This window comes from Salmonella sp. SAL04162 (assembly GCF_046551535.1).
Classification (GTDB): Bacteria; Pseudomonadota; Gammaproteobacteria; order Enterobacterales; family Enterobacteriaceae; genus Salmonella; species Salmonella enterica.
In genome coordinates this window covers 19,359-37,075 of sequence record NZ_JBGDVX010000015.1, presented here as the reverse complement: position 1 = coordinate 37,075, position 17,717 = coordinate 19,359, and the positions used below count along the sequence as shown (strand labels likewise).

The window sequence follows — 17,717 nt, the reverse complement described above, 5'->3', positions numbered from 1 at the left end:
CACTTTTGCCGAAATCGCAATAATGATACATCATAATTCAATATTGAGAACAAATTATTCAATTTCAAGATCATCAATCTTTACTTCAAGCTCCATGCTGGTCGTAAATCCATTATCCGGGCTGACAGAATGCGTCAGGGTGGTAATGGTCCATTCTGCATCATCAATCGGCTGCTTAAATCCCGTCACCTTCACCGGCATTTCCGTATAGAGATCAGCCCGCCCCTCAGCGAGCTGCAGGGAAAATGAAGCAACCCCGCGCTGCAGACGTTCCCACTGCATTTTTGCTGCGCGCCCTGCATTGCTCCGGTTGGCGTAGGTACGATTAAGAACCAACACGTTTTCATCCGTTCCCACCAGATAATCTCCCTGTTTTGCTTCCGGCTCTTTGAGTGTGGTGGTTTTCTTTCGGCGACGCTTAACACGGGTTGTCTCTTTTTTCCTGGGTTCACGCGTATGCAACCAGCTGGCAATAACACCGGTATAGGCACCACGATCAGCAAGGGTGAACCGATGACCGTCACCGGCTTTGCGCGTGATGGTGATAACCGGCAGCGGCTTGCCGCTTGCCGTTCTTCCCTGTCCCTGCCGGATAAACAGCAGGTTCCCGTCTTTAACGGAAGCAATCGCCCCATACTGTCTCGCCAGTTTCATCAGAAAACTTGCATCGCTTTCATTGGTCTGGTCCATATGATCCAGCGCCTTATCCGTCAGGTCTTTACCCAGCGCCACTTTGAGGTTATGCCGGGCGGCGATTTCCTTTACCACCTCCCCCACCGTTGTCTGATGCCATGATTTTTCGCGCCGTGTATTGAGGGTTTCACGGAAATCTGCGCTACGCGCCCTGATGGTCAGCCGGTCAGGGGCTCCGCTGTGTTCAATTTCATCTACGGTAAAAGCCCCTTTAGGGAAAAGCGGCTGTCCTTTCCATCCCAGCGCCAGCTGAATCACAGCCCCACGTCGCGGCAGGGCGATCAGCCCGTCGGCGTCGTCCAGCTCCAGATCAAGCTGGTCCGCTTCAAAGCCCCGGTTATCCGTCAGTGTCAAACTCATCAGGCGCGCGTCCATCACCGTCGTCACGTCTTTGCCTTCGATGGTGATACTGAAAGCCGGGCTTTTGCTGTTCAGATTCAGGAGATCAGAATTAACGTTCACTGCAGCAATCCTCCAACCGTGTTTTTAATCCCCCCAATAGCAGATGCTGCGGAGTCCTGCAGGTTGCTGAGCTGGTCACTCAGGCTCCCGAACATGTCAGAGAGCGACTCATCAACCCGTTTGAGGGTGATCGTAAACTCAATGCGCCTGGGCATTCCGCGGGCAAAAAACTCCGTCTTTGTCTGGCTCAGACTCTCAATAACAAACATGCCGTAAATGGTTCCACAGCCTTCAATCAAAGGCCATGCCTTGCCCAGTTCAGCCATTTGTTCAAGCGCCAGTAATGACAGCCTGCCTCCGGTCACTTCCGGCAGCAGAACCCCGGACAGTGTCAGTGAATCATTATCCGGGCCAAGAAACTGCGTTGACGGGCGGCGGTTCACCCGGCTGTTGGCGGTGTGTCGCCAGCTGCGCTGATACTGCAGTTCCTGATAAGGGACAGTGCGCAGCATAAATACATATAAACCCAGCACCATCATCATGATTCATACCCCCCCTGATCGCTGAAATTGCTGCGTGCTTTTGCCCTGGCCCTGCGCTCCCGCTCGTCAAGCTGGCGTGCCACTTCACGGGCAATATCCTGCGCACTCTGTCCCGGCTGCGCGACGATATGAATGGGCGCATTTATCTCATAACGAATAACTGACGGCGGGCTGTCAGCCTTAACTGGCTGCGTCTGGTATGTCCTCGCAGGCAGACTGAACGGATGAAGCGGAGCCGCTTCTGCAGGTGTCGCAGCTACCCCCATCACGCCAGCAACGACAGAGGCCAGCGCAGCAGTACGCCGCCTGCTGGTAACATTTGCCGGTCCGTTCACAATTTCAGGGCCATTTTCTCCGACAATGCCAAACTGCCCGCGTGGAATGATCCCGCCCGTGTCGTACATCCCCGCGTAAGCCGGGAACCCGCCTGGCGGCAGCACCACTTTGCCGTCACTGTTCACTGTGGCGGACTGCTGCTGCATAACCTGCGCAGGTAGTTTCGCCTTTGCCGCCTCCTTACTGACAATACCGAGCTTTTCCAGCAGCCATGACACACCGGATTTAAGTGACTCAAGTGGGTGCATCACCCTATTCAGACCTTCCGCCAGCGCCTCACCAAACCGACGCCCCATTGCAGCTGCACTGTTCAGTTCTTCGGAAGTGGATTTAACCGGGGTAAGTAAATCATTGAACCAGCCCCACAAGGCCTGCACCCTGTCACCAATCCACTGAAACACGGGTCTGAGCGGCTCAAAGGCGGCGCTGATGGGCGCAGCAGCGGCTTTGAACCCTTCCACCACGCCCCCCAGAAATGCACTGATGGGCTGCCAGTATTTCCAGATAACCAGCGCCACGCCTGCCAGTGCAGCCACAACCAGCCCTACAGGACTGAGCAACGCACCCAGCAGGCTACCAACAGCAAATAATGCCACGCGCAGCAAAGCCAGCGGACCAGAGATCAACAAACGCAGCACGCTACCTGTACGTGTGGCAGCGGCGGCTGCAGAAGGTAACGCTTTAACTGACAGCATGGACAGGCCAAACCGGATAACCGCCAGCGGTCCCAGCACAGCAGCCACCGCCACTGCCAGCGCCCCCAACCCAACAGTAATGGCTGCCGTAGCTGCCGCCACTTTCATCAGCGTGCCAGCCAGCACGGGATTCTGCTCAACCCAGCGACGCAACGCCCCGGTCACGCGCTTAACCATGCCCATAATATCCATCAGCGGCTGGCGCAGCGTTTCCCCCAGGCTGCTGAAAGCGTTCTGCGCGCCCGTCTTAACCAGCAACCACTGCGCAGACAATGAATCCTTGTTAATGTCGGATTCTTTCTGCATGGAGCCATTAGCACCACTACCTGATGTGAGTTTCAGCTGGCGTTGCAGCTCCGGCAGGTTGTTAGCCAGCTTTGCCGCATCATCGCCAAACTCTTTGCCAAAAATCATTGTCATGGCTGACAGACGTTTATCCTGCGGCAGATTGTTGACCTTCTCCAGAACCCGCTGAATTGTGCCCATGGCATCGGTGGTCATCTGCTTTTCAATCTCCGCCGGATTGAGTTGCAACAGATTCATGCCTTCAAAAAATCGTTTACTTTGCATGGTGGCAATGGACAGTTCACGCACCATGGCATTAGAGGCGCTGGCGGCGATTTCCGGGGCAGCCCCAAGAGAAAGGAATGTTGAACCCAGCGCCGCGGCCTTTCGGAAGTCAAGGCGGTCAGCCACGCCTCCCATACGCTGCAGGACGTTGATAATGTCCCCACCCTTTGACATGGCGTTATCGTCCAGGTAGTTCAGCGCATCGCCCAGTTGTTCAATATTGCGCGTCGGAACTTTATAGAGCTGCGCGATTTTCCCCAGCCCTTCTGCCAGTTCATCTGCGGGCAGCTCAAAGGCCGTTGCCGCTTTTGCCGCCGTGGATGCAAAAGCCAGCAGGTCACGTTTCTGCTCTTCGTAAGGATCGTCCTGATTGGTCACCCCCATGCGAGCACCACCTTCAACCAGCGCGGCATAGTCTATAGCGCCGTTCTCCATCGGCAGCTGTTCGCTGGCGGCCTTGATGGCATCCTGCATGTCATAAAACTGTTTTGTACGGTTGCCATTATCGTCCCGCAGCCCGTTTACCTGCTTTGCCACGCCTTTCATGGCATCTTCCATGCTGGCGTAGCTCTTAACTGCCGCCACAACAGGTGCGCCCATTGCCACCCCCGCAGCCGTAGTGGTAGCCCCTGCCCCGGCGATGCGATCCCGCACCTCAAGACGGCGTGAATACTGATCGCGGACGGTGTTCATTCGCGCCTGCTGTTCGCCCAGGCGTTTAAGGGATTTCTGCTGCCGGTCCAGGGCCTGCCGGGTTTCGTCGGCATTCTGCCGCAGTTCCCGCTGCGCACTACTGAGCTTTTTCGTGTCCAGCCCGGCTTCATTGAGCGCAAGACGCTGGCGCTGCACCGACTGACGTAGACCGTTATATTTGCTCTGTAACTCCGTAACGCGGTTTTTTGCCTGCTCAAGCAACCGTGCCTGCGCCGCCGTCGGGCGGTTGGTGGCAGAGAATTGCGTGGCAAGTTTTGCAGCTTCTTCGCGTGCGGCTTTCAGGCTGTTACCGGTGACTGCCAGCTGCGCGCTGGCCTTGCGGAAACCGTCAATGCGGCCCGCCTGAGCATCTAATTCTTTTAAACGGGCGCGGCTTTGCTGAATCGCTGTAGCCAGCTCTTTTGAGCTGGCCTGCGCGGATCGAAATGGGCGGGTGAGCTTGTCAACCGCATTAAGAATCACCTGCAGACGCAGGTTATTGTCACTCATCGCTGGCCCCGCTTCGCTGAATTGCCTTATGCCGCCACGCCAGCACCTCAGTCAGCGGCATAACGTCAGTGATGGATGGCGACCAGTGAAAGATGGTGGCGATGTCCGCCACAAGATCATCAATCGTCAGGCTGTCGGTAAACCGGCAAGCACCGACTTCTTCAACAAAAAAGTCACCACCTCTACCGACAGCGCGGTGAGATCGGCGGGGTCCAGCTCTGCCATTTCCTGCGCGGTCAGCGTCGGGGTGGAGATTCGTGGGATCACAGTCATCATTGCGCCCACGTCCATATCCATAATGGCCTGCAGACGGGTGCCACGCAGTGCGCCGGACTGAGGCTTGCGCAGCACAATTTCGGTAATTTCAGCTTTACCGCGCATGATGGGGGTATCCAGTTTTACGGTCTTTTCAGTCAGCTTGTCGCTCATGTTCGTATCCTGTTAATGAAATACTGGCGCGGCTGCCCGCGCCGTTAAGGTTAATCAGAGGCCGAGGGCATTACGGTGTGCTTCCATCAGGTCCACGCCGCCAACGATTTCTACCATGTTGACCAGATCGACCTCATAGAGCACCTCACCATTAATGGTCAGCTTCGCGTAGCTGTTGGTACTGCTGACTTTGGTGGTGCTGCTCTCGCCGGTTTTCCACTCGCCGGAATCCACTTCTTTATGGCGCCCGCGCACAACCAGCTCAAGGGCCTGCACTTCGCCGGTATCGTCACGCTGAATGGAACCGGTGAAACGCAGCTGGATACCGTCAACGGTTGCCTTGCCCATCTGCTTAAATAACAGCAGCTCGGTACCGCCGATTGAAAATTCCGTGTCCAGTGCACCGTCATCCAGCCCCATGTCCACATCCACTGCGCCCGGCATACCGCCGCCGCGATACTTCTCAAACTTGCGGGTAAATTTCGGCAGGGTCAGAGACTCAACGATCCCCTGCCAGTTGTTCCCGTCGTTGAACAGGTTCAGGTGTTTTAACTTGCGTGGTAAAGCCATGATTCCCCCTTATGCAGCGACACGGCTGGCAAAATCGACCAGGTAACGATCGGTGATGCGCTGGCGCAGCATCAGGTTTTCAAGCGGAGGCACCGGCGTGTAGTCATAATCGATGGTCAGTTTCCCGGCTTTAAGGGTGTCTTTATCGTTAACAGACTCATCCAGCCAGCAGTCACCACCAATCAGGTATCCCTGGTTGACCAGACTGCGCATCTTGGCGCGTAGTCCTTCAATAATGTCGCGGGCCAGCGACGGATTAAGCACGCCATCCACCGCCCACATGTGCGCCTCCGCCATAGTGTCAGCCAGCACCTGCGCCGTGCGGGTGTAGTTCTCAAAGGCAAACAGCGGATCGTCACTGAGACAACGGGAACCCCAGAAGCGGAAGCCGTCTTTGCGGATCAATGTGGTGACGTCATTTTTGTTCAGCAGTCCCGCATCGGTTGCCGGGTCCTGCAGATCCCAGAACACATCAGCGGAAATGCCGGTGACACCGTTCACACCCACATTGGACAGGGTTTTATGCCAGCCGATCTGCTCGTCGATTTTGGCACGCAGGCCGAGCGCACGGGCGGAGGCGTAAGCCGTCGCGTCTGCTTTCAGTACGGTGTCAAAGTTGATGAAATCAGGCCAGATCAGCATTCCCTCGCGCTGACTGAAATTCTCGCGATAGGCAATAGCTTCCTCCATCGTTTTGCAGCCATTAGCAGCAAGGTAGGCAAACCCGCGCAAGCTTTGCGCCACGCCCAGCAGTTCAGTAGCAACGGCCTGAGTGTCATGTCCCGGCACCCCAAGAATGCGCGGCTTGACACCGAGCTGCGACTGCGCCGACAGTAGCGCTTTCATGCCCGTTTTCTTACCGTCGGAAGTTACGCCGCCGATAATATTGGAGGTGGTTTCCGCTTCGGTTTCTCCCTGCGCCACACGCACAACGACAGTCACGGGTTTTGCCTGATCTGCAATCGCGTCCAGCGAGCGGGCCAGCGTGCCAGACTCCCCCGCTTTACCGCTGGCGGTGAGCACATCAGTCAGCAGGACCGGCTTATTGAGGGGGAACACGGACGCATCAGCATCATCGCCGGTGCAGACCATGCCCACGATGGCAGTGCTCACCGTGGTAATAGGTCGGGTGCCCTCGTTGATTTCAACAACGCGCACCCCGTGGTGGTAATCCTGAGCCATAAGGCAGTCTCTCCGGTTGACAGGGATACCTTATGTTCTGGTTGCCAGGCGTGCGGCGCACGTATTTCACGATGTGTCAGTACTGGTACAATATCGCCACTTTCAACGCGACTGATTTACAGGGAATTTCTTGTAAAGAGTGGAAATGCTAACATCAAAAAGTAATCCAACACGATGACGAGTTTCACCGGCGGCAAGCAACCGTCCGGCCTGCTCCCATTGCTCCGGAGTGAGCTTTGGACGCCTGCCACCAATTCGCCCCTGCTCCCTTGCTGCTGCCAGCCCAGCGCGGGTTCTTTCCACAATTAATTCACGTTCCATTTCAGCGAGTGCGCCCATGATATGGAAAAAGAAACGTCCCATTGGTGTGGAAGTATCTATGCTATCCGTAAGACTGCGGAAATTAATGCCACGCTCCCGTAGCTCCTCTACCAGAACGACCAGATGACGCATACTGCGACCCAGGCGATCTAACTTCCATACAACCAGCGTGTCCCCTTCTGATAACGTCCTGAGTAACTTTTTTAATCCGGGTCTTTCTGCTTTGGTCCCGCTTATTTTGTCTTCAAAAATCAGTTCACATCCTGCGCAATTCAGCGCGTTTCGCTGTAAATCGGTGTTCTGGTCATTTGTTGACACCCGTACATAGCCAATTTGCACAACAGGCCCCCTCGCAAAAGGCTGGGATCATGCCATTTACGACCGTTTTCTGCATTTTCATAAATCTCGGTTTAGGCGAAACGATAAATCTGGCAAAAAATGCCGTCCCGGCGACACGGCGGGTTAACAGTAAACCACTGACCGGTGATATCACTTTATGGGCGTCAGATGTTGGGGCCATTTCCGCCGATGCTGTCGGAGAAATTACCGATAACGGCACGATGGCATCAGCTAATACACCGGGATGGTGGCGGGTGTCAGTGTCCAACTCTGACTCAGTTGCGGATTTTCCCACCTATCCGGATGGCAGCAAGCTGTACAGCTACGGATATCTGTTTGTTGAGAAAATCGGTGAAGTCTGGTTTCAGCACTATTACGCGCATATGGGCGCTAACGCAAAGCGTCAGGACTGGGGAACTGTACCGAATACCAGCCGCCCGTGGATTGTTGACTACAACACAGCTAATAAACCCACAGCAAATGACGTTCAGGCGCTGCCCATTGCCGGAGGGCGTCTTAACGGTCCGCTAAGCATTGGTACTGATAATGCGCTGGGCGGCAATTCGATCGTTCTTGGTGATAATGACACTGGTTTTAAACAGAACGGCGATGGCGTGCTTGATGTTTACTCGAACTACACACATGTATTACGTTTCATCGGTAATCTTGTGGAGAGCATGGTTTCCCTGAAAGTAAACGGAAACGCTGTAGCTACAGGCGAAGTACAGGCAGGAAATGGCACGTCACGCATGGCTGGTAACGGGGATATTTTTGGTAATGTCTGGAACGGCTGGCTAAGTACACATCTGAATAATAATCTCGTCGCAGATATTCAATTAGGGGCTGGCACATCAGTGGCTACCTGGAACAATGCAGGTTCCTGGCCTAACACCCCCGGATATGTAGTTACCTCCGTCTGGAAAGATAATCAAGGCGAAAATATTGATGGCATTGCTTATGCGCCTTTGCAAAAAAGATTAGGTATTCAGTGGTATACCGTACAAGGGGGGACGGCATAATGAAAAAATATCAGGACATTAAAAATTTCAGACTTATTGACGCGCCCGTAAACAGGGGTAAAACGCAGTCCGAAATAAATATAGGTGCATATTTTCTGGAGTCAGAAGACGGGCAGGACTGGTATGAATGTCAGTCATTATTTTCTGATGATACCGCAAAAATCATGTACGACCATGAGGGGGTTATCTGGGGTGTTATTAATAAGCCAGTCCCGCAACGTGGAAACACATATGCTGTATCAATGCTGTGGCCGGTTAATATGTCTGTTGCGGAAATAGATGCTGCTGACTGTCCTGATGATTGCCGTGGTGATGGCTCATGGTTGTACAGAGATGGTAAGGTTTTACCCGTTCCGGTGGATTATCAGGCTAAGGCCGAAACCACCCGACAGAAACTACTGGATGCCGCTAACAGCGTCATTGCCGACTGGCGAACCGAACTGGCGTTGGGTGAAATCAGTGACGACGATAAGGCCAGCCTGACTAAATGGATGGCGTATATCAGGGAGCTTAAATCACTGGTTTTAACAGGCATTTCAGACGAGGCCACCTTTAATAAAATACAGTGGCCTGTATTACCACAATAATAATTAATGACTGGCCGGTTTCTCCGGCCAGTCAGGGGCAGATGTATCCACCCGACTGACCAGAACGCTGTATTGTTCCCATGCCACCAGTCGCTGCTGCTCCTCATCGGTGACGATACCCAGCTTTACTGCCCGCGCCAGCGGCGTAATAACGGTCTCGGCCTCTTCGAGCAGTTTTACCTTTTTCGCTTCTACTTGCTGGCGCAGTTCTTCCGGTGTATAAACCCGCCTAATTATCTGCTCACGTTCGCCATCATATATCCAGCGTCCTGACACATCTGCCCGGCGATTAGCTGTGATATCCGGTAATTCAACAACGCTGCGCCCTTCAGGATTTATTTTCGACGCATCTTTATTGATTGCCACAATTATATTACTTTTGTCGTAGGCAACTTTTAGCGTGTCTGCTGCAAAATTTTTCTGTTCCTCATACCAGTTCTTACCTTTTTCATCATACAGCCAAACCACACCAAATTTTTTAGTGAGTTGATACTGGTCAGGCGTTTTTGGATTACCGGCTACGATATTTTTTAGATGCATCATAATTAAACACTCGTCACGTTATACCACTGGTTGCCAATCAATTTTTGCATTGGACGTCTTCCGAGACCGTCAATAAGCTCATCACCATTGCCGTTAGTTGCCGCTGTCAGTACATAACCAGGTGTATCACTGAATCCCGGGCCCATCCATGCCTGTCCAGATTCATAACTACCCAGACGGAAATCCTGTACGTATCGGCTGTCGAAATTACCGTAGTCTGTTGGCGTTAATCGTCCGGTAACATTGATGGATTTTTTACTCTCCAGTGTGTCGTTCTGAAAGCGGAATACCTGAACACCATTAGCATAAATATCCAGTAGGCCATCGCCGTTTTGTTTTAAGCCGGTATCGTTATCGCCTAATACAATAGAACTACCTCCCAATATATTAGGTGTACCGATACCGAGATTACCGTTAATTACGCCACCACTAACAGGTAATGCACCGACATCACCTGCGGATGGTTTTCGTGTTGTGGTATAAAATTCAGTCCAGTCAAGTTCAAAGCCAAAATCGTCGCGTGCCGAACGGTAGGAAATACCGCCATTCTTGTAATTCACACAAAACTGCACTGCCGGACAACTGCCGATATTCATATTAAAATGCAAAATCAGCTTGGATGCACCTCCAGTAGGAACGTTGTAAACCCCGCTTTTCCAGTTCCAGCCGACTGATTTGTCATTTTCCAGTGTGTAGTCTCCCGTCATCCCCAGCGCGAATGCATTCACATCAGCAGCTGACAAAGTGATATCACCGGTCAGTGGTTTACTGTTAACCCGCCGTGTCGCCGGGACGGCATTTTTTGCCAGATTTATCGTTTCGCCTAAACCGAGGTATTGGAGAAGCGCGGCGACATCTTTTCCGCTTAAATTCGTCAGCGTATTGTCCAGCGGTTGCTTTCCAGCCAGAGCGTTTATCATCGTCGTGGCAAAGTTCGGGTCATTCCCCAGAGCCGCTGCCAGCTCGTTCAGCGTATCCAGTGCTGCAGGCGCAGAATCCACCATTGCCGCGATAGACGATGCCACAAATTCCGTGTTTGCAATCTGTTTAGTGCTGTTACCCGCCGCTGGCGTCGGTACCTTTGGAATCCCTGTGAGTGTCGGGCTGTCCTTCTGCGCATACTGTGAATGCGGGTCCGGTGCAGCAAGATGCTTTGCCATCAGGTCGTCTACATATACCTTCAGCTCCAGCGCCTTATCATCTACATATTTACGGGTTGCCAGCACTACTGCAGGGTCAATTTTCAGGGTGATGTTATCGGTGCTGCTGGTAATCAGTACCATGCGCACAGTCTGCGTACGTCCGCTCCCTTCTGTCAGCTGCGGCTTGTAGCTCTCAGGGCAGTTGCCCACAGCGATCAGCGCACCGGTTTCATCAAACAGGCCGACCTCACGAATCCACCACCCGCCCTCAGTTTCCGGGATTACCTGCTCAGCAATAATCTGGCTGTTGTTCTGCGGGTCGATATACAACATATTCAGCGCTGCGCGGCGCCTCTCAGCAACTAACGCGGTCTGTTGTGCGCTGGGTGTGGGCAGCACACCGCCACCGTCTCCCACCGCCATATGGGTAATTTTCAGCGGGATACCGAGCGCGGCGGCGCTTGCCAGTTTCGCCGCGCCGATGTCCGTCAGCAGGGTATAAAATTTTGCGCTCATGGGTTCACTCTCATTGTGTCAATAACATGGACTGCCCCGCCTTCATATGCGGTGCCGCCGGAAATGATGGTTTCGTTGATATACGGATACACCGTGATTTCTTCGCCAAGGTAGCTGGCTGCGCCAACCCAGTAAGGGCCGCTGGTCTGCATATTAATGGACATACCTGTCATGTGGCGGCTGCATGGTTTGGCATCGCTTATCAGGCGCTCAAGCTCCAGATAGGTGTCTTCGGTGATACCATGATCCTGTACGCCAATATCCAGACGGAACGTCCCCGGCGTTTCGCCGGTCTGCCACCACTCAATGATGCGGATCAGGAAGCCGAACGGCTCCACCACACGCCGCACGGCGCTGGTTGTTCCTTTATGCTGATGGATATAGAAAGCATCCTGCACCACACGGCGTTTGACATTTTCTGTCCAGCTTTCATCCCAGCGGTCAACGGAAAACGCCCAGGCCAGATAAGGCAGGAATCTGATCGGGCAGGTTGCCGGGTTCCACAAATCACGCAGCGATACCTGCAGATCGGAAATCCCGCTGCAGGTCTGCGCCAGTCGGCGCTCAAGCGGCGACGAACCCGGCGGCAACAGACTATTCATCCGTGCCCCCGTTGGTAACGCTCCATTCGGTACAGGATGCCGCCTGTGTCTTATCCAGCACCACATCCTCCAGAGGGGACGTCAGCTCCACACGCTGGACGCCCTCCACGTGCAACGCGGCATAAATGGCGCTGCGGCGGATATCACGTCCCAGCCGCGTCTGACTGGCGATGTACCTCTGCAGGCTGGCTTTTGCCGCCACCATAACAGGCTCCGCTTCCGGCCCCGGATAAAGAAAAATGGTAGCCTCCACCCGGTACGGTATGATCTCCGCACTACGAACCGTCAGACGGTCAGCCACCGGGCGTACACTCTCACTGTTCAGGGCTTTTTCAACCACATCCAGCAGGTCTTTTACTGCTGTACCGTCACCCTCACGGCTCAGCACGGTAAGTACCACCTCTGCAGGGGCCGGACTGGTTGCGCTGGCATCTGCCACACGTCCGTCCGCACTTCTGGCGTGAAATTCATAGGCTCCCGTAGGGCCAGCAACAGACAGTCCCTCAAATGCTGCAGGGATGCGCTGGCGCAGCGCCTCATCATCTTCCATCACTGCGGCGACCGGCGGTACTGCATCATTATCAGCAGGCACTACCGTCAGACGTTTCACGTTGCAGTTGGCTGCCAGCTGCTCAAGATCATTTCCCATCGAATAGGCCACCATCACCGCCTGCGCAGCCTCGTTAATACGCTGGCGCAGCAGGATTTCGCGGTATGTGCTTTCCTGCAGCAGCTTGGTGACGGGTTCAGATTCCAGCGCCAGCGTGCGCCGCACCGCGTCCTGTTCATCCACAGGATAAAGAGCCACAAAAGCGGCCTTGCGCTCAGCCAGCAGCGTCTCAAAATCCGGCACGTCCACTATCTGCGGCGCAGGCAACTGGGAAAGGTCAATCACTGCCATTGTCTGCTCCTGTTGATACGGAAAGGGAAACCGGCGCTCCGTTGTTGCGCTGCCCGGTAAGCTCAACCACCATGGAGCCATCAAAATTGCTGCTGATGGTGATAGAGTCCAGCGTGAGGCGCGGCTCCCAGCGGTTCAGCGCCACATAGACCGCAGACATAATCTGCAGGCGCAGCGCCGGGTTCTGCGGCTGGTCAATCAGTGCAGACAGCAGGGAGCCATATTCTCTGCGGGCAAGACGGCTGCCCTGCGGCGTCAGCAGAATATCCCGTACCGACTGGCGCAGATGGTCTGTATCTGCAATGGCCTGCCCGTCATTCCTGCTCATACCGATATACAACGTCATACCGGACCTCCCGTGTTAGCGCCGCCTTTCAGAACACCAGTATGCTCATGGTCATCAACTACGATCCCGTTAGAACTCATTGCGCCGCCGCCCTGGGTGACGCCGCCGTTGATCACCATCTCGCTGTTAATGCGTGTTGTGTCAGCCTCCACCACAAACTCACCGGTTTTGAGGGTGATATTGTCCGCCGCCTCGATCACCATGGATTTGATACCCCGGACATGCCACCGCCCGGTGGCAGGTTCGTACTCAAACCAGCCCCCGTCCGGGTACTCCGTCACGCAGCCGTCCACAGAATCCGACGGCGGCGCAAACTGATTGGAGTAGATGGCGGGCAGCACAAAAGCGGTTTCCAGATTGCCGCCCATGCTCAGCACCACCACCTGCTCATCCGGCGACGGGCACCACCATGTACGGGCACCACCGGCACGCAGCGTCAGCCAGTTAATCCAGTTAGTTTCAAGCTCGCCCACTTTCACCCGGCACAGCCAGTTCTCCCGGTCCACCTCGGTCACGGTGCCGGTGCGGATCAGGTTGGTGATAAGGCGCATAATTTCTGTTAGTTGTGCGTTCATGAATATTATGGTTTCATAATCAAATCAATAACACATCAATACCACGTTGTTTGGTTCGTGATACAAAATGAGAATTATTAAGCAATGACTAGCTTAGCATCCTTCAAACAAATAGATTTTCAAACCGCAGATGATCTTTGGGAATCACTATCCCCTACGAGAAACTTAGATTTACAGAAACCCTACAATTTAATTTACAGAGGGCAAGGAAATTCTGACTGGAAGTTAATACCATATGCACTAAGAGATAATCACATAAATAAAAGTGTTGTTCGTCAATATAATAATGAACATAAGCAAGCAAATGGGCTAGTCAGGGATGAGTTATTCAGCCTTATTCAGTTCGTTAAACATTGCGACAGAACAGGGATTAAAATCCCTAATGATACAAAAGCATTTCGTGAAGACTTAATGAACTTACACTCACCGGTGAACAATAATTTTATAACAAACCCGTCATCTTGGCCAAACCGAGATTATCTTGAATTGATGGCGTTGGCACAACATCATGGAGTCCCTACACGACTCCTTGACTGGACATCTCTACCATATACTGCATGTTACTTCGCAGCCAGCTCAGCTGTATCTAATTATCAAGAATGGGATGAAAATTCGCAATTAGCTATTTGGGTAATTAATAAAAATGCCATTGTGGCTGAGGATTTATATTATGTATTCAAAGCACCCGGTTCTATAAGCCCACACTTAGCCGCACAATATGGCTCATTTACAGTTCACCCTCATAACGGAGCCTATCGCAAACCGTATCAGATTTTTGGTCTAGAAGAACTTAGCATTCCAAAAGAAACTCCTAATATATTTAAATTAACACTCCCATCTTTTGAAGCAGGCAGATTGCTATTGCTTTGCAATCATTCTGGATTTAGCGCAGCAGACATTTACCCTTCTGCCGATGGTGCTGGCAAGGCAGTCAATGATGATAGAAATATTCAAGCCGCATTATGCCACTTTAAAGAAAAAGGTTTGAAATTGTCATTTTTTGAGAGAAAGATAATATAACTTACGATTATCATTTATGTTTTCGTCAACCATTCAACGATAAGGTTATTTGATATTTCTCTCGTCGTTGAGTTTACCCCCAACAGACGGCGTTCTGCATAACGCACTTCCGGTCCCTTACGGCTGACGCGATCACGCAGGCCGTAATGGTGAACACGGGCAATGCGCTGCACCTTGCCATCAAACTGCACGCTGGCGGAGTCCGCTCTGGCGGCGGTTTTCAGGTATTTTGTGGTGCGAAGCTTTGCAAACATCTGGCGTTTGATACGTCCCTTCTTGCTGCGGGCTGTCACCCTGCGCGGCTCATAGCCGCTGCCGTCAGGATTACGCTGCAGCCTGATGTTCTGCTGCTGCGTCCGGCGCAACTGTTGCGCCAGTTGCCGCATCATACGGTTGCGTGCGGCAGGCTCCAGATTCGCCAGCAGCGCCGTCAGCCAGTCATCCACCTTCTGCAGCTCATCCACGTTTCACCGTCCACATTTCTTCGGGTTCGTCCGGCTCCGGCACCGCTTCAACGCTTGATACGCGGCCGTCAGTGCTGACCAGCACACGCTCAGTCAGTTGCAGGTTCATGCTGATATCGCACACATCGTTTCGCAGAATATCCACTTCAAAGGTGAACAGTTTTTCGCGCAGATCCGGGTTGTTGATGGCGTCCGGCTGGCTGGTACTGAGCCACAGCAGGACTGGGGCCATCAGCAGATTCTGGTCGCCGCTGAAATCCTCGATCACCACGTTCAGGGTGTAGCGGTATTCCCATGACATGGAACTGGCTCCTGTTGCCACCAGTGAGCCGTTATCAACGAAAAGGTGCAGCTTGTCCGGGTTGTCCCGGACATAGGCAACCGCTTTATTCAGGGCGCTGCGTAAGGACTGCGGTTTGTTCACTGTCTCGCTCCTGACACGCAATAATTGTGTCCACTTTGTCAGCACAGACCGCCCAGGCGGCCTCGGTTTCATCCAGCACCGCATTCAGATCGCCGTTACTGCGCGGCGCTGACCTTTCCAGGCGGCACTGCGTCAATCTGGGACAGCCACTCACGGTAAGCTGCACCTCCGGCGAGGGCCGGACGCTCCCGCAGCCGGATAATGTCAGCAGGCAAAGGAGTGTCAGCCCAGCGGCGCAAATCCTCGTTTTCACGTTTCAGTTCCTCGATCCGGCGCTGACGGCTTCGCAGCAGTGCGGTGGTCTGTTCCGCTGCCGCATAAAGCCGCGTCTGCTCCCGGCTGTTGGTTTCGGTCAGAATGGACAGGCCGATCAGCTGGCTGTTTTTCTTCGTCAGCTCCTGCGTTTTGCTTTTCAGCGCCGCGCCCTGCGTTTCGATGGTGTGGCTGGCATTGTTTAACCGCCACGACTGCCAGCCCAGCGCCGCAAGTGCCAGCGCCAGCACTACCGCCAGCGCACGCATCAGGCCGCCATCGGCTCATGAAGCTGCGAGCGGGCAATCTGATACAAAACCAGCGTCAGCAGGTAAAACACCAGGGTGATCACCCATCCCGAAAACGCCAGGCACAGAACAATAAGCAGCCTGATAGCCCATGTACGCACGGGTTTTACGGGGTGCGCCCTGAATTTGATTAATGCCGCCCTGACCTCATCGCGCGCCCGATCTCCGGCGAACCACCCGACAGCGCACAGCGCAGCAAGCAGCCAGGCGAGGAAGCATGACACCCAGACAGACGCACCAACCAGAACCGGCGCACCGCTGCGCGGATACAGCAGGCTGATTACCAACAGCGCAGCCCATGCCAGCTGGAAAAAAACGCTCATGACTTTCTTTTTCATTCCGTTATGCTCCTTTTAAGCACCAGGCCATTTCCCGTGCGCGGCGGTTGTCCAGCCCCTGATTAAACACACCTTTGACATATACCCAGCGCGACAGCTGATGGCAGGCATCCGCCCAGCGCCGCTGGTTCAGCAACTTAACCAGCGTGGAGCTGCAGGCGTTGCCGGTGCCCACGTTGAAAGCAAACGACACCACCGCGTCATAGACCTTTTGCGGCATCGGCTGCACCACACATTTATCCAGTGCTCGCTCCACGCGCAGCACGTTGGTGATAAGTCCCTGCGCCGCCTGCCGTTCCGTGATGGTTTTTCCAGGCACCACACCGGACGTATTGCCGATCCCGTCAGTCCAGACGCCCGCGCTGCACTGATAAGGCTGCAGGCGGCATCCCTCGTAATCGGCGATCAGTTTCAGCCCCTCAATGGAGGTATGAAGCGACTGAAATCCGGGCAGCGTGGCTGCGATAGCCAGCACCGCCCCGACAAGGCAGCGCTTAACGATTGAAGGATTCATATTCCCCCCGCGAAATCTTGCCGCCACGTAACAATTTGAAAGACTGGTGTTTGTAGTACCAGTTGATAGCCAGCATCAGCACACCAATCAGTACGCCGCCAACCGTTGACGCATCCTTGAGCGACAGATCGCCCAGCCATGCCAGCAGCACGGCAATGCAGTAAGTGATAAAGGCGCTGATTCGTTCAAGCGTCATAATTCAGTCCCATAGCTGGACGGTCTGCGCCGTGGTTGACGCCGTAATGTCCGGCAGATCCACCTGCAGCCCGTGCGGTAAAAATGGGCCGTACTCAGCCAGCCCCGGATTTGCCTGCAGAACCTGCTCAGTGACACCCTGCGTGCGCCCGTAATGACGCCAGCAAAGCGCGTCCACCGTGTCATACTGATGCGCACGCACTTTCATCAGATAAGCTCCACCGTACAGTGCGGTGCATCCTGCACCCGGCTGATGGCCCAGCGGGCATCACGCCACAGATCGCCGCTGGCCTCCGCCAGCTCCTCCCCTCGCTTCACACCTGACGCCGTGGCGTCATAGTCCTGATAACGCTCATTAAGCACAGCGCGCGCCCAGCAAAAAACAGCGTTGTGGTAGTGCCGGATACGCTCGCTTTTACCGTCCAGCATGTCCGCCGGAACCTCAGCAAGTGTCCGCCAGCCCAGCATCTGCTGACGGTTGCGGAAGTCGTACAGCTCAGCGTTAACCTCAGAGATCGCCGTCAACACGACCTGCTTTAAACGCGGCTGCGTCACCGTGCCGTCAGTGCGCATCACACTGCGAAATTTCGACAGGTCCACATCAGGCCAGAACGGCGTATTTTTGATGACCTCCGCCTGTTCCGGTGCCTGTTCGGGCGCAACAAACTTCATGCGGCTTTCTCCTGAAT

Annotated in this window: 25 protein-coding genes and 1 pseudogene; 3 read left to right on the top strand and 23 right to left on the bottom strand. The window is 54.0% G+C overall.

Going from position 1 to position 17,717, the window contains the following annotated elements; genetic code table 11:
- Positions 1 to 54: 54 nt before the first annotated feature.
- The 8 genes from ACLJRH_RS22720 to fin form a co-directional block, all read right to left on the bottom strand.
- Positions 55 to 1,155 (bottom strand): phage late control D family protein, encoded by a 1,101-nt coding sequence (locus ACLJRH_RS22720; RefSeq protein ID WP_021293540.1) that lies wholly within the window; start codon positions 1,153 to 1,155, stop codon positions 55 to 57.
- Positions 1,152 to 1,637 (bottom strand): phage tail protein, encoded by a 486-nt coding sequence (locus tag ACLJRH_RS22715; RefSeq protein ID WP_023171106.1) that lies wholly within the window; start codon positions 1,635 to 1,637, stop codon positions 1,152 to 1,154. Before ACLJRH_RS22715 ends, ACLJRH_RS22720 begins: the two co-directional genes overlap by 4 nt.
- The gene (locus ACLJRH_RS22710) at positions 1,634 to 4,441 is read right to left on the bottom strand and encodes a phage tail tape measure protein (protein ID WP_023223497.1); all 2,808 of its coding nucleotides are present in this window, start codon (positions 4,439 to 4,441) and stop codon (positions 1,634 to 1,636) included. The genes ACLJRH_RS22715 and ACLJRH_RS22710 overlap by 4 nt, the downstream gene beginning before the upstream one ends.
- Positions 4,434 to 4,553 carry a GpE family phage tail protein gene (locus tag ACLJRH_RS22705; protein ID WP_000763316.1) on the bottom strand — a complete coding sequence of 40 codons (120 nt, stop codon included), beginning with the start codon at positions 4,551 to 4,553 and terminating at the stop codon, positions 4,434 to 4,436. The genes ACLJRH_RS22710 and ACLJRH_RS22705 overlap by 8 nt, the downstream gene beginning before the upstream one ends.
- Before the next feature lie 14 nt (positions 4,554 to 4,567).
- Entirely contained in the window at positions 4,568 to 4,870 is a 303-nt protein-coding gene (locus ACLJRH_RS22700; RefSeq protein ID WP_001280962.1) for a phage tail assembly protein, read from the bottom strand.
- 54 nt (positions 4,871 to 4,924) lie between these two features.
- Entirely contained in the window at positions 4,925 to 5,440 is a 516-nt protein-coding gene (locus ACLJRH_RS22695; protein ID WP_001207647.1) for a phage major tail tube protein, read from the bottom strand.
- A gap of 9 nt (positions 5,441 to 5,449) precedes the next feature.
- Positions 5,450 to 6,622 (bottom strand): phage tail sheath protein, encoded by a 1,173-nt coding sequence (locus tag ACLJRH_RS22690; RefSeq protein WP_021293542.1) that lies wholly within the window; start codon positions 6,620 to 6,622, stop codon positions 5,450 to 5,452.
- A gap of 102 nt (positions 6,623 to 6,724) precedes the next feature.
- Positions 6,725 to 7,282 (bottom strand): serine-type DNA invertase Fin, encoded by a 558-nt coding sequence (fin, locus tag ACLJRH_RS22685; RefSeq protein ID WP_021293543.1) that lies wholly within the window; start codon positions 7,280 to 7,282, stop codon positions 6,725 to 6,727.
- A 65-nt stretch (positions 7,283 to 7,347) separates the two neighbouring features.
- On the opposite strand from fin, the pseudogene ACLJRH_RS22680 reads away from it, so the two are divergent.
- A pseudogene (locus ACLJRH_RS22680) lies at positions 7,348 to 8,301 on the top strand (phage tail protein); the annotation flags it as partial.
- Positions 8,271 to 8,888: a tail fiber assembly protein gene (locus ACLJRH_RS22675; protein WP_077915194.1), complete on the top strand. Its 618-nt coding sequence runs from the start codon at positions 8,271 to 8,273 to the stop codon at positions 8,886 to 8,888. The pseudogene ACLJRH_RS22680 and the gene ACLJRH_RS22675, both read left to right, overlap by 31 nt.
- Positions 8,889 to 8,891: 3 nt before the next feature.
- On the opposite strand, the gene ACLJRH_RS22670 is transcribed toward ACLJRH_RS22675, so the two are convergent.
- The 6 genes from ACLJRH_RS22670 to ACLJRH_RS22645 are packed head-to-tail and all read right to left on the bottom strand — an operon-like array spanning position 8,892 to position 13,513.
- A complete protein-coding gene (locus ACLJRH_RS22670; protein WP_023171104.1) occupies positions 8,892 to 9,431 on the bottom strand; it encodes a tail fiber assembly protein in 540 nt (179 codons plus the stop codon).
- Positions 9,432 to 9,433: 2 nt separating this feature from the next.
- The gene (locus ACLJRH_RS22665; RefSeq protein ID WP_031623795.1) at positions 9,434 to 11,089 is read right to left on the bottom strand and encodes a phage tail protein; all 1,656 of its coding nucleotides are present in this window, start codon (positions 11,087 to 11,089) and stop codon (positions 9,434 to 9,436) included.
- Complete coding sequence (locus ACLJRH_RS22660; RefSeq protein WP_021293749.1) at positions 11,086 to 11,691, bottom strand: phage tail protein I; 606 nt, start codon at positions 11,689 to 11,691, stop codon at positions 11,086 to 11,088. The genes ACLJRH_RS22665 and ACLJRH_RS22660 overlap by 4 nt, the downstream gene beginning before the upstream one ends.
- Entirely contained in the window at positions 11,684 to 12,592 is a 909-nt protein-coding gene (locus ACLJRH_RS22655; protein WP_023171075.1) for a baseplate assembly protein, read from the bottom strand. The genes ACLJRH_RS22660 and ACLJRH_RS22655 overlap by 8 nt, the downstream gene beginning before the upstream one ends.
- Positions 12,579 to 12,938: a GPW/gp25 family protein gene (locus ACLJRH_RS22650; RefSeq protein WP_021293751.1), complete on the bottom strand. Its 360-nt coding sequence runs from the start codon at positions 12,936 to 12,938 to the stop codon at positions 12,579 to 12,581. The genes ACLJRH_RS22655 and ACLJRH_RS22650 overlap by 14 nt, the downstream gene beginning before the upstream one ends.
- Positions 12,935 to 13,513, bottom strand: a complete 579-nt coding sequence (locus ACLJRH_RS22645; protein ID WP_021293752.1) for a phage baseplate assembly protein V — start codon at positions 13,511 to 13,513, stop codon at positions 12,935 to 12,937. Before ACLJRH_RS22645 ends, ACLJRH_RS22650 begins: the two co-directional genes overlap by 4 nt.
- An 84-nt stretch (positions 13,514 to 13,597) precedes the next feature.
- On the opposite strand from ACLJRH_RS22645, the gene ACLJRH_RS22640 reads away from it, so the two are divergent.
- Positions 13,598 to 14,533 (top strand): FRG domain-containing protein, encoded by a 936-nt coding sequence (locus ACLJRH_RS22640; RefSeq protein WP_023171076.1) that lies wholly within the window; start codon positions 13,598 to 13,600, stop codon positions 14,531 to 14,533.
- Positions 14,534 to 14,547: 14 nt separating this feature from the next.
- Here ACLJRH_RS22640 and ACLJRH_RS22635 read toward each other — a convergent pair whose 3' ends face one another.
- The 9 genes from ACLJRH_RS22635 to ACLJRH_RS22595 are packed head-to-tail and all read right to left on the bottom strand — an operon-like array spanning position 14,548 to position 17,700.
- Complete coding sequence (locus ACLJRH_RS22635; protein WP_021293753.1) at positions 14,548 to 14,997, bottom strand: phage virion morphogenesis protein; 450 nt, start codon at positions 14,995 to 14,997, stop codon at positions 14,548 to 14,550.
- Positions 14,990 to 15,421: a phage tail protein gene (locus ACLJRH_RS22630; RefSeq protein ID WP_023171077.1), complete on the bottom strand. Its 432-nt coding sequence runs from the start codon at positions 15,419 to 15,421 to the stop codon at positions 14,990 to 14,992. Before ACLJRH_RS22630 ends, ACLJRH_RS22635 begins: the two co-directional genes overlap by 8 nt.
- Entirely contained in the window at positions 15,384 to 15,632 is a 249-nt protein-coding gene (gene lysC / locus ACLJRH_RS22625; protein ID WP_234300105.1) for an Rz1-like lysis system protein LysC, read from the bottom strand. The genes ACLJRH_RS22630 and lysC overlap by 38 nt, the downstream gene beginning before the upstream one ends.
- Positions 15,517 to 15,945 carry an Rz-like lysis system protein LysB gene (lysB, locus tag ACLJRH_RS22620; RefSeq protein WP_024143846.1) on the bottom strand — a complete coding sequence of 143 codons (429 nt, stop codon included), beginning with the start codon at positions 15,943 to 15,945 and terminating at the stop codon, positions 15,517 to 15,519. The genes lysC and lysB overlap by 116 nt, the downstream gene beginning before the upstream one ends.
- Positions 15,942 to 16,319 (bottom strand): DNZ54_00345 family protein, encoded by a 378-nt coding sequence (locus ACLJRH_RS22615; protein ID WP_000731036.1) that lies wholly within the window; start codon positions 16,317 to 16,319, stop codon positions 15,942 to 15,944. Before ACLJRH_RS22615 ends, lysB begins: the two co-directional genes overlap by 4 nt.
- A gap of 4 nt (positions 16,320 to 16,323) precedes the next feature.
- Positions 16,324 to 16,833 (bottom strand): lysozyme, encoded by a 510-nt coding sequence (locus tag ACLJRH_RS22610; protein ID WP_021293756.1) that lies wholly within the window; start codon positions 16,831 to 16,833, stop codon positions 16,324 to 16,326.
- Positions 16,814 to 17,029 (bottom strand): HP1 family phage holin, encoded by a 216-nt coding sequence (locus tag ACLJRH_RS22605; RefSeq protein ID WP_000171565.1) that lies wholly within the window; start codon positions 17,027 to 17,029, stop codon positions 16,814 to 16,816. Before ACLJRH_RS22605 ends, ACLJRH_RS22610 begins: the two co-directional genes overlap by 20 nt.
- A gap of 3 nt (positions 17,030 to 17,032) precedes the next feature.
- A complete protein-coding gene (locus ACLJRH_RS22600) occupies positions 17,033 to 17,236 on the bottom strand; it encodes a tail protein X (RefSeq protein WP_021293757.1) in 204 nt (67 codons plus the stop codon).
- On the bottom strand, positions 17,236 to 17,700 hold the full coding sequence (locus tag ACLJRH_RS22595; RefSeq protein WP_021293758.1) for a head completion/stabilization protein: 465 nt from the start codon (positions 17,698 to 17,700) through the stop codon (positions 17,236 to 17,238). The genes ACLJRH_RS22600 and ACLJRH_RS22595 overlap by 1 nt, the downstream gene beginning before the upstream one ends.
- Positions 17,701 to 17,717: the final 17 nt, after the last annotated feature.